Here is an 11295-nt window from a genome sequence, read left to right on the forward strand (position 1 = left end):
TGTTTTGTTACAAATTCAAAACTGAAAATTTTTCAATAAACAAATATATATATCTATTCCTTCAATAATTTCTGAAATCCCAATATATTCATTTGGTGTATGGGAACGAAAACTATCGCCTACTCCCATTTTGATCGTAGGAAAGGACATGACACTTTGATCGGAAAGAGTGGGGGATCCATATGTTTTCCTCCCCATCAATTGAGCTTGTAAAACAATAGGATGATGAGGATTAATGAAAGAATAATTAAAACGATTTGAGCGTATATGAATTTTGGATTTAATTTTTCTTTGTATGATTTTCATTAATTCATTGTTTTCGTATAAACCATTGGTTCTTATATCAATAACAAAAGAACAACAATCAGGAATCACGTTGTGTTGAATCCCACCTTGAATTTGAGTTACATTTAATAACGTATATCCTAATAACTCCGATTTTCTATTAAAACGAAGATGTTTTAAATCTTCAATATCTCGAGAAGCAATATAAATCGCATTTATGCTACCCGAACTTCTTGCGGAATGACCAGTTTTTCCTTCTGCTATACAATCTAATACAAGTAATCCTTTTTCTGCAATAGCTACTTGCATTTGTGTAGGCTCTCCTATAATTCCCAAATCAATACTCCCCAATTCTTTTAAAATGGATCTTATTCCTAAAGATCCAGATATTTCTTCCTCTGCAGTAATAGAAAGTACTAATCTATAGGACAATTCAGATAGATTGCTGAGATATATAAAAGAAGAAATCAAGGAAACAATCGATCCACCTGCATCATTACTTCCCAATCCTATAATTTTATTGTCATGATTTATAGCATGAAAAGGATTAGTTTTCCAATTTTTTCCTGGTTTAACGGTATCACTATGAGAATTTAATAATATTGTTTTTACATGTTTTTTTTTCGCATAATTCGAATTCTCGGTCCATATATTGTTGAATTTTCTTTGAACATGAAATCCATATTTTTGAAGATAATTTTCTATTAAAAAAGAAACCTCATCTTCGTTTTTAGATACAGAAGGTGTATTGATAAGTTCTATCAGCAGCTGAATGGCTTCGTTTTTTAACATCTTCAAAGACATAATATGGTTTTATTATTCACCTCATTTAAATACTTTGTCATTCCAATACTAACGTGATCAACTCCATGTTGTAAAGCGATAAATGCATTTTCCAATTTGGGTCTCATTCCATGAGAAATAAGATGATTTTTTTTTATTTTTTGAAATAAATGAAAATCCATTGTATGAAAATAAGATTCCGAATCTTTCATATCTCGCAGTACACCTTTTTTTTCAAAACAAAAATGTAAATCTATGGTATAATATTTTGCAAGTGATATCGCAATATAAGAAGCAATTGTATCCGCATTGGTATTGAGCAATTGTCCCATTCCATCATGAGTAATCGGACATAATACGGGAGTGATTTGATGTTTCAATAAACATGTAAGAAAGGAGGAATTTATGCTTGAATGGGAAAGATCTCCTACATATCCATAATCAATTGTTTTTTTTTCCCGTAAAGAGGATCTCATACAGTTTCCATCTGCTCCACACAATCCTATCGCATTACAATGGTAATATTGTAATAAAGCTACAATATTTTTATTAATCATTCCTGCATAAGTCATAACAACGATATCTAAAGTATCTCTATCGGTTTTTCTGCGACCTTCTATCATTTTTTGATGTATTCCCATTTTCTTGGAGATAAGATCCGCTTTTTTCCCTCCTCCATGCACTAAAATTTTATGTCCTTGTAATTCACAAAAATGCTTGATAGAAGATTTCAGGACATTCCGATCGTTAATCAACTGGCCTCCAATCTTCACTATGTGTATTTTCATGATAAACATTTTAATATTTTTAAAAAAATTGTTTGTGCTGCGTATATTCTATTTTCTGCTTGTTTTAACACAATGGAATCACAACCATCCAAAACATTATCTTCGACAATCACATTTCTTCTTACGGGTAAACAATGCATAAATTTTGCTTTGTTCGTCAGTTGCATTTTATCTTTCGTAATAATCCAATCTCCATGTTCTCCAACTATTTTCCCATAACATAAATAACTACTCCAATTTTTTGCATAAATGAAATCTGCATTTGTAAAGGCTTCTTTTTGTTTGTATATAATCTTCGCCCCCCGAGAAAATTTAGTATGTATTTCATATTTTTTTGGACACGTAATCGTAAAATTAATTTGATCAATCTTTGAGATCCATTGAGAAAAAGAATTTGCTACAGAATGAGGTAATGGTTTAAAATGGGGTGCCCAGCTTAATACTACTTTACATTTTTTTTTGAAAAAAGAAGTATATTCTGCAATAGTGATTACATCTGATAAAGATTGTAAAGGATGTAAAGTCGCACTTTCCATATTCACAACAGGCACTTGAGAAAAGTTCAATATTTTCTTAAAAAGCACTTCTTGATAATCATAATCTTTATCAATAAGGTTCGGAAACGTTCTTACGGCAAGAATATCACAATATAAACTCATCACAGAAATGGCTTCTTTCAGATGTTCTTGGGTATTTTTCATAATAGTTCCATCATTCATTTCTATTCTCCACGTATCTTGTTGGATATCCATTGTCCATGTATGACATCCTAAATTAAATGCTGCTTTTTGACAACTAATTCGTGTTCGTAAACTAGGATTAAAAAAAACTAATCCAATTGTACGATTTTTTCCCATCTGTCGAAAAGCATATGGATTTTTTTTGATTATTAGAGCTTCTCGAATAATTTCATATACATTTGTAACATCTTCCACACTAAAAAATTTCTTCATAAATTTTTTTCATTTATATTCATCCCAAGATTTGATCAATAATTCTTCGATAGATAGATGACAAAATGCTTGGATGAATGCTTTTGCTAAACGAACATTAGTAAGTAAAGGAATATTGAAATCTACGGCGGAACGTCTAATAGCATAATCATTATCCAATTCTGATTTTGTGAAATTTTTTGGAATATTAATAATAAGATCTAATTTTCTGTTTTTTATGATTTCAATAACATTTAAATATTTTTCTACATTTGGCCAATAAACTTTAATTGAGGGAATTCCATTTTTAGATAAAAAATGATTAGTTCCTTCTGTTGCATATAATACATATCCTTTTTGATACAATAGTTGAAACGCATATAAAAGATCCAATTTTGACTCAATCGGACCTCCAGAAACTAATATATTCTTTTGTGGAATATGATATCCCACAGAAAGCATTGCTTTTAACAACGCTTCATCAAAACTATTTCCTAAACAAGCGACTTCTCCAGTAGAAGCCATATCAACGCCTAATATTGGATCTGCATCTTGCAATCTCGAGAAAGAAAATTGAGAAGCTTTGATCCCTACAAAATTTTGTAAAAGAATATTTTGTTCTATTTTCTTTTTCTTTTTTCCAAGAATTACTTGAGTAGATAATTCAATCATATTAAAATTCGAAACTTTTGATACAAATGGAAAGCTTCGAGAAGCTCTTAAATTGCATTCAATCACTTTAATTTGATTATGTTTCGATAAAAATTGAATATTAAAAGGTCCAGATATTTCAAAATATTGAGATATTTTTTTGGATATTCGTATCACTTCCTTTAAAGTCGATATATAAAGATGAAATGGAGGATATACTAAGGTTGCATCTCCTGAATGAACTCCTGCAAATTCTACGTGTTCCGATATGGCGTAATACAAGATCTTTCCATTTTGAGAAACAGCATCAAATTCAATTTCTTTCGCATTTTCTATAAATTCGGTAACAATTAATGGGTAATCAGTTGAAATGGATCCTAATTTTTTTAAATAATTTTTTAGTTCATATTTATTGGAAATCACATTCATATTGGATCCTGAAAGAACGTACGAAGGTCTGATAAGAATCGGATAATTCACTTTTTTTATAAATTGTAAAATCGAATCATAATCAGATAATTCTTTCCATTCAGGTTGCGAAATGTCTAAATTATCCATTACATGGGAAAATGTGTATCTATTTTCTACTTTATCTATAGAAATAGGAGAAGTTCCTAAAATTTTAACATTTTCTTGATAAAGTTTTAAAACCAAATTATTCGGTATTTGTCCACCCATAGATACTACAGTTCCTTTTGGATTTTCCAATTCAATAATATCTAATACCCTTTCCAGGGTCAGTTCTTCAAAATATAATCGATCACAAATGTCAAAATCGGTACTCACAGTTTCCGGATTATAATTAATCATGACAGATCGATAAGATTCTTTATGAATGGTATTTAATGCATTGACACAACACCAATCAAATTCCACACTACTTCCAATTCGATACACGCCAGAACCTAATATAATGACCGATTTATGATCTTTTTCATACAGAACATCATGTTGAATCGAATGATAAGTTAAATACAAATAATTGGTATGTGCTGGATATTCGGAAGCTAACGTATCAATTTTTCTTACATAAGGGAGGAGACCAATCTCTTTTCGTAAGTTCCTTATTTTTTTTTCCAATTCATAAAGATTCTTACATGTATTACTTTTTTTATGAAAAAAAATACTTGCAATCTGTAGGTCGGAAAATCCTTCTTTTTTTGCTTTTTTTAATAATGCATGAGGAATCTCCTCCCATTGGGAATACCTCTGTATTTTCTTATTTGTTTGAAATATATTATCTAATTGATATAAAAACCACGGATCTATTTTAGTTAAGAGATGAATTTTATCAATGGATAATCCTTTTTCCAGCGCTTCTTCCAAAAAGAAAATTCTTTGATATGTAGGTTTTTTTAAATATTCTTCTAAAAGAAGAGAAGAATCTATTTTTTTTTTATTTCCATGATTATTGACAAACCCTTGCATTCCAATATCTAACATGCGAATCCCTTTTTGTATCGCTTCTTCAAACGATCCTCCAATCGACATCACTTCCCCAACACTTTTCATGCTACTTCCTATTCTATTTGAAACTTTACAAAATTTTTCAAGATCCCATCTAGGAATTTTACAGACCACATAATCTAAAGCAGGTTCAAAAAAGGCAGTAGTTCGTTGGTTTACAACATTTTTTAACTCCGTTAATCCATAACCTAGGGATAATTTTGCGGCAATGAAAGCTAAAGGATATCCCGTTGCCTTCGATGCAAGAGCACTGGAACGAGAAAGACGAGCATTCACTTCAATTACACGATAATCTTCCGATTGGGAATTTAACGCAAATTGAACGTTACATTCTCCAATAATATTAAAATTTTTTGCTATATGAATCGCCATTTTTCTTAATTGGAAATACTCTGAATTTGTCAACGTTTGAGAGGGCGCAACAACGATACTTTCTCCCGTGTGTATTCCAATAGGATCCATATTTTCCATATTACAAACGGAAATACAATTATCGTATTTATCTCGTACAATTTCATATTCAATTTCCTTCCATCCATTCAAATATTCTTCAACAATGACTTGAGAAGAATGAGAAAAAGCTTGAGTTACCATTGTTTTTAAATCCTCCATATTTTCTGCATATCCACTTCCTAACCCTCCTAGAGTATAAGCAGATCTCATAATAATAGGAAACCCGATTTCCTTCGCATAAGATAGGGCCTCATCTATAGAATAGACTACAAAACTTTTTGTAATTTTACTATGAATTTTTTTCATTCGATTTCGAAATAAATTTCGATCTTCACTATGGATGATCGATTCCATAGGAGTTCCTAGTACTTGAATATTATATTTTTTTATAATTCCTTCTCGGAAGAGCTTGATTCCACAATTTAAGGCCGTTTGTCCTCCAAAGGAGAGTAAAATTCCTTGTGGCCTTTCCTTTTTTATAACCTGTTGAATAAAAAAAAATGTTAAAGGAAGAAAATATACTTTATCAGCAATTTCTTGGGAAGTTTGTACCGTAGCAATATTTGGATTAATCAATATAGTATAAATTCCCTCTTCTTTAAGAGCTTTTAATGCTTGTGTACCAGAATAATCAAATTCTCCTGCTTCTCCTATCTTTAACGCTCCTGAACCTAGGATCAGTACTTTATCTATTTTCATATACTATATTCTTGTTGAAAGATTCTTTATAATTTTTGTGTTATTATTTGATTTATTGATGATGATAATGAATCATTTAATTGTTTTTTTGAACCATTGACTTGATAAAAAGATCGAATAAAAATTCGGTATCTGTCGGACCACTTGAAGCTTCCGGATGAAATTGAACAGAAAAAAAGGGTTTTCTCTCATGAATGATTCCTTCACACGTATCATCATTTAAATTTTTGAACAATATTTTCCATTCACTTGACAAAGAATGCGTATTCAATACATATCCATGATTTTGAGAAGTAATATAACTTTTTCCATTTTTTAGGAAAATAACAGGTTGATTGTGACTTCTATGTGCATACTTCAATTTATAAGTGGTTCCTCCTGCCGCAATTCCTAATAGCTGATTTCCTAAACATATTCCAAATATAGGAATTTCTTTTTCTATAGAATTTCGAATATAATGGATAGGTTTTTGATAAATCTCAGGATTTCCTGGTCCATTCGAAATCAACAACCCATCGTATTTTTCTCGAGTAAAATCATAATTCCATGGAACTCTGATAATAGTACAATCCCTTTGTAAAAGACATCGTAAGATATTATTTTTTAATCCAAAATCGACAAGTAATACCTTGTATTTTCCATTTCCATATATCATTTTTTCTTTTATAGAAACTTTCTCGGAAAGGAGATTTTTGTTGGGATCATAAAAAGGAACTCGTTCGTTTCCTATCAGAATTTTTCCTAGCAGAGACCCTCCTTGATCTCTCAATTTTTTTGCGAGAAATCGAGTATCTACTCCATATAATCCAGGAACATTATGTTTCCATAACCAATCGGATAAAGATTGGCTCATATTCCAATGATATGGTCGATCAGAATAATAAGAAATAATCAGTCCAGAAACTTGAATTCTATTCGATTCATAAAATTTGATAATAGATGCTTTATCATACGACAATGATGGTACGCCATAGTTTCCTATGATAGGATAAGTATACGTTAATATTTGACCATTATAAGAGGGATCAGTGAGACTTTCCGTATATCCCGTCATAGATGTATTGAAAACCACTTCTCCTGCAGATGATTTGGGTGCTCCAAAATGACATGCTTCATATTTTGTACCATCTTCAAGAACTAGTATCCCCTTTTTTTTTATATTATTTTCCATGTTTTTTGATATGCAAAAGAGCATTTTTTAATTTATTCACAAACAATTTCACATGCTTCGTTTGAATGTTCAATGGAGGTAATAATCGCAATACATATGGATTATTAGAGATTCCAACAAATACTCGTTCTCCATAAATGAGAATATTTTTGATTTTTTCAATAGGAAAATTAAACTCGATTCCTAACATCAATCCTCTTCCCCTTATTTCCTTAATTTCAGGAATGGAAGACATTTCTTGTATAAGCAATCCCCCCATGATTTTTGCATTCTTTATTAAATTTTCTTGTTGAATAATTGTTAACACAGAAATTCCTGCAACACAAGCCAAATGATTTCCTCCAAAAGTAGTACCTAACATTCCATAATATGGACAAAACTTAGGATGAATCAATACCCCTCCTATCGGGTATCCATTTCCCATTCCTTTCGCAACTGTAATTAAGTCTGGTTGAATATTGTATAATTGATGAGAGAAAAAATTTCCTGTTCTTCCATATCCACTTTGTACTTCATCAACAATCAATATAGTATTATATTTATGGCAAAGGGTTGCAATTTTACAAAAAAAATCCCTTCCTGGATCTATAATTCCAGACAATCCCTGGATTCCTTCCGTAATAACAGCACAAATATCTCCATTTTTCAATAACGATTCGATTCTATCTAGATTTTTATAATCGACAAATAACGTTTGATGTTGAGAATCAAAAGGAGAGACAATTTTATAGTTATCTGTTATGGATACACTTCCACTTGTTCTTCCATGAAAGGATCCTTTAAAAGCAATAACTTTCTTGTTTCCTGAATGAAAAGATGCAATTTTTAATGCATTTTCATTTGCTTCTGTTCCAGAATTACAAATAAAAAGAGAATAATCTTCATATCCTGAAACTTTCCCTAAAAGATTTGCCAGTTTACGTTTTTGATCGATTACGATACTGTTGGAATAATAAACTATTTTTTCAATCTGATTTGTAAGAGATTGATTATAATATGGATGTCCATGTCCTACGGAAATCACCGCATGTCCACCATAAAAATCTAAATATTTATTTCCTTTTCTATCAAATACATATACTCCTAATCCCTTATGGATCTCAATATTTAAAATTGGATAGACATTAAATAATTCCATTTTTTTCTTTTCATTCAAAAACGAATGGATTTTAATATTAATCCACAAGTTTCTTCTATATTAAACATCAAATTCATATTTTGAATAGCTTGACCAGAAGCTCCTTTAATGAGATTATCTATAATACTTACAATAATAATCCGTTGTTTCTCTTTCATAAGATATAAAATACATTTATTCGTATTGATGACTTGTTTCATATCAATATTAATCTCGGAAAGATATACAAATGGATGATCCTTATAATATTCCTTATACATTTCTTGCGTTTCTTCTAAAGAAATGAAAGAAGGAGTATATAGTGTTGTCAATATTCCTCTAGAAAAGTTTCCCCTATAAGGAACAAAATAAATATCTGAACACAAATTTTTCTGTTCTTGATAAAGAACTTGTCTCACTTCCTTCAAATGTTGATGCATAAAAACTTTGTAAGCAGAAATATTATTATTTCTCCAACTAAAATGTGTCGTATCAATAGGATTTTTTCCAGAACCAGTCGATCCAGTTATCGCACTAATATGAATATCATATTTCAATAATTTATGTTTAGCTAATGGCAAAAGTGCTAAGAGAATGGATGTGGCAAAACATCCAGGATTTGCAATATTCATAGATTCTTTTATTAATTCTTTTTGTAATTCTGGCAATCCATAGATAAAACTTCTATTTCGAAAATATGCATGTTTCATACTTCTGAAATCTTGACTGAGATCAATGACTTTTGTTTGATCATTGAGGTTGATATTTGTTAAACAACTTCGAGCATTTCCATGTCCTAAACAAAGAAACACCACATCTATTCCATCACTGAGATGACGAGAAAACTTGACGTGATCGATCTCTCCCAATAAATCCTGATGAAAAAGATGAACTAATTCCCCAGGATGACTACTACTAACTACCTCTTTAATCCTTACCTTGGGATGATGGAGAATTAACCTCATTAATTCTCCTGCTGTATATCCTGTTCCTCCTACAATTCCCACTTCAATCATAATAAATAATTCATCATCATTTCAACATTATATCTTCATAATTCAAACTGTAATAGATCTTCATTTGATTGCTCAAAATTTTTGTAAATCCTTTTACATCTTCTCCATTCCAAGCATAATTCATTTCCCCATAATCTGCTACATGGGAAGAGGACATTAAATCAAATTTTGATTTGACTCCAACTAAATGAAATCTATAAGGATAAAGGACCAGATTCACAGTTCCATTTAATCGTTTTTGTGTACTTTTCAAAAATTTTTCTATGTCACGCATGACCGGATCTAAATATTGTGCTTCATGAATGAGCATTCCATACCAATTAGATAATTGTTCTTTCCAATACAATTGCCATTTCGTGAGAATGTGTTTTTCCAATAAATGATGTGCTTTAATGATAATAATGGCTGCAGAGGCTTCAAAAGCCACTCGTCCTTTAATTCCTAAAATTGTATCTCCTATATGAACATCTCTTCCAATCGCAAATGCAGAAGCTATTTTTCCAATTTTTATGATATTATCTACAGCATTTCCTTTTTCTTTATTCACCCCGACTAATTCTCCTTTTTCAAATTCCAATTCTAAATTTTCCCGAATATTTTTTTTTAACTTTGTTGGATATGCTTCTTCCGGAAATTCATCATGAGAATTTAGTGTTTCTTTTCCACCAATACTCGTCCCCCAAATTCCTTGATTAATAGAATATTCAAAATGATCCCAACAATTAGGAATTCCTTGTTCCTTTAAATATTGGAGTTCTTCTTGTCTAGATATTCTCATATCTCTTATAGGAGATAAAGTGATGGTATCGGGACAGATAATTTGAAATGCAATATCAAACCTCACTTGGTCATTTCCTGCACCAGTACTTCCATGAGCAATCGCTTTAGCTTTAAGGAATCGAGCATGTTTTGCAATTTTAATAGCTTGAAAAATTCGTTCAGAACCGACAGATAACGGATAACTATTGCTTCTTAAAATATTGCCAAATATAAGATATTTAATACAATTTTGATAATATTCTTCGATTGCTTCAATCGTTTTATGAGATGACGATCCGATCCTTAAAGATCTTTTTTCTATAATTCTCAAATCTTCTTGCGTAAATCCTCCCGTATTTACAATAACCGTATGCACTTCATACTCTTTTTTCAGAAGATATTTTAGACAAAATGAAGTATCTAATCCTCCACTATAAGCTAAAACAATTTTATCTCCTGGATATAATTCTTGATTTTTTTTTTGAATTGTTTTGTTATACATATCTTTTTCTCTACGTTTGTCCATTTTTTTGGTTTTATTTTTTGGTTGATATAAAAGACCTGTACATAAACACATCTTTCTCCTATTTCTCATTAAAATATCAAAATTTGAACAACTTTGACATCCTTTCCAAAAGGATTCCGACTGCGTTAATTCACTAAAAGAAACTGGTTTAAATCCTAAATCTGTATTAATTCTTATCACCGTATTATTTGTGGTGATACTAAAAATCTTGGAATTGGGAAATTTTTTTCGAGAAAGTCTAAATATCTCAATTTTTATAATTTTTGCCAACCCTTTTTTTCTAAATTCCGGAAATACAATTAAACCGGAATTGACAATGAACTCTTTATTTTGAAAAACATCAATATAACTAAATCCCGCTAAACTTTCATTATAAAAAGCAATAATAGCATTTCCATGAACCATGGAAGCTTTGATCTGTTCTGGATCCTTTTTCGCTATTCCAGTACCCCTAATAAGGGCTGATTCATGGATTTTCTGACAAATTATAGAGGCATATTTGGTATCTCTCTCATGAGAAACGCGTACTTTGATGTTCATGTTCGTCAAAAAAATACCTAACTAATTAAAAAATGTTTCCTTTCCGTGATAGAATGATTGATCATATTTAGACTTCATATATTTTTTTTAATACAAATTTAATAAAGT

Annotated in this window: 8 protein-coding genes; all 8 read right to left on the minus strand. The window is 30.6% G+C overall.

Going from position 1 to position 11295, the window contains the following annotated elements; all coding sequences use genetic code 11:
• Window positions 1-15: 15 nt before the first annotated feature.
• On the minus strand, window positions 16-1089 hold the full coding sequence (locus tag H0H42_RS01380; RefSeq protein WP_185868291.1) for a M20/M25/M40 family metallo-hydrolase: 1074 nt from the start codon (window positions 1087-1089) through the stop codon (window positions 16-18).
• On the minus strand, window positions 1080-1856 hold the full coding sequence (gene argB, locus H0H42_RS01385) for an acetylglutamate kinase (RefSeq protein WP_185868292.1): 777 nt from the start codon (window positions 1854-1856) through the stop codon (window positions 1080-1082). The genes H0H42_RS01380 and argB overlap by 10 nt, the downstream gene beginning before the upstream one ends.
• Complete coding sequence (locus H0H42_RS01390; protein WP_185868293.1) at window positions 1853-2809, minus strand: Rossmann-fold NAD(P)-binding domain-containing protein; 957 nt, start codon at window positions 2807-2809, stop codon at window positions 1853-1855. Before H0H42_RS01390 ends, argB begins: the two co-directional genes overlap by 4 nt.
• A gap of 9 nt (window positions 2810-2818) precedes the next feature.
• Window positions 2819-6058, minus strand: coding sequence for a carbamoyl-phosphate synthase (glutamine-hydrolyzing) large subunit (gene carB, locus H0H42_RS01395; RefSeq protein ID WP_185868294.1), 3240 nt, complete (start codon window positions 6056-6058; stop codon window positions 2819-2821).
• 76 nt (window positions 6059-6134) lie between these two features.
• Window positions 6135-7229: a glutamine-hydrolyzing carbamoyl-phosphate synthase small subunit gene (gene carA, locus H0H42_RS01400; protein WP_185868295.1), complete on the minus strand. Its 1095-nt coding sequence runs from the start codon at window positions 7227-7229 to the stop codon at window positions 6135-6137.
• Window positions 7219-8367 (minus strand): aspartate aminotransferase family protein, encoded by a 1149-nt coding sequence (locus H0H42_RS01405; RefSeq protein WP_185868296.1) that lies wholly within the window; start codon window positions 8365-8367, stop codon window positions 7219-7221. The genes carA and H0H42_RS01405 overlap by 11 nt, the downstream gene beginning before the upstream one ends.
• Window positions 8368-8381: 14 nt before the next feature.
• Entirely contained in the window at window positions 8382-9362 is a 981-nt protein-coding gene (argC, locus tag H0H42_RS01410; RefSeq protein ID WP_185868297.1) for an N-acetyl-gamma-glutamyl-phosphate reductase, read from the minus strand.
• A gap of 16 nt (window positions 9363-9378) precedes the next feature.
• Window positions 9379-11187: an argininosuccinate synthase domain-containing protein gene (locus H0H42_RS01415; RefSeq protein WP_185868298.1), complete on the minus strand. Its 1809-nt coding sequence runs from the start codon at window positions 11185-11187 to the stop codon at window positions 9379-9381.
• Window positions 11188-11295: the final 108 nt, after the last annotated feature.

The organism is Blattabacterium cuenoti (genome assembly GCF_014252275.1).
In the GTDB taxonomy this organism is placed as follows: domain Bacteria; phylum Bacteroidota; class Bacteroidia; order Flavobacteriales; family Blattabacteriaceae; genus Blattabacterium; species Blattabacterium cuenoti_O.

Excerpts from the sequence above, each read along its gene's own strand:
- H0H42_RS01390 (WP_185868293.1), bottom strand. The coding sequence starts at position 2,809 with ATGAAGAAATTTTTTAGTGTGGAAGATGTTACAAATGTATATGAAATT.
- H0H42_RS01380 (WP_185868291.1), bottom strand. The coding sequence starts at position 1,089 with ATGTCTTTGAAGATGTTAAAAAACGAAGCCATTCAGCTGCTGATAGAA.
- H0H42_RS01405 (WP_185868296.1), bottom strand. The coding sequence starts at position 8,367 with ATGGAATTATTTAATGTCTATCCAATTTTAAATATTGAGATCCATAAG.
- carA (WP_185868295.1), bottom strand. The coding sequence starts at position 7,229 with ATGGAAAATAATATAAAAAAAAAGGGGATACTAGTTCTTGAAGATGGT.
- argC (WP_185868297.1), bottom strand. The coding sequence starts at position 9,362 with ATGATTGAAGTGGGAATTGTAGGAGGAACAGGATATACAGCAGGAGAA.
- argB (WP_185868292.1), bottom strand. The coding sequence starts at position 1,856 with ATGAAAATACACATAGTGAAGATTGGAGGCCAGTTGATTAACGATCGG.
- H0H42_RS01415 (WP_185868298.1), bottom strand. The coding sequence starts at position 11,187 with ATGAACATCAAAGTACGCGTTTCTCATGAGAGAGATACCAAATATGCC.
- carB (WP_185868294.1), bottom strand. The coding sequence starts at position 6,058 with ATGAAAATAGATAAAGTACTGATCCTAGGTTCAGGAGCGTTAAAGATA.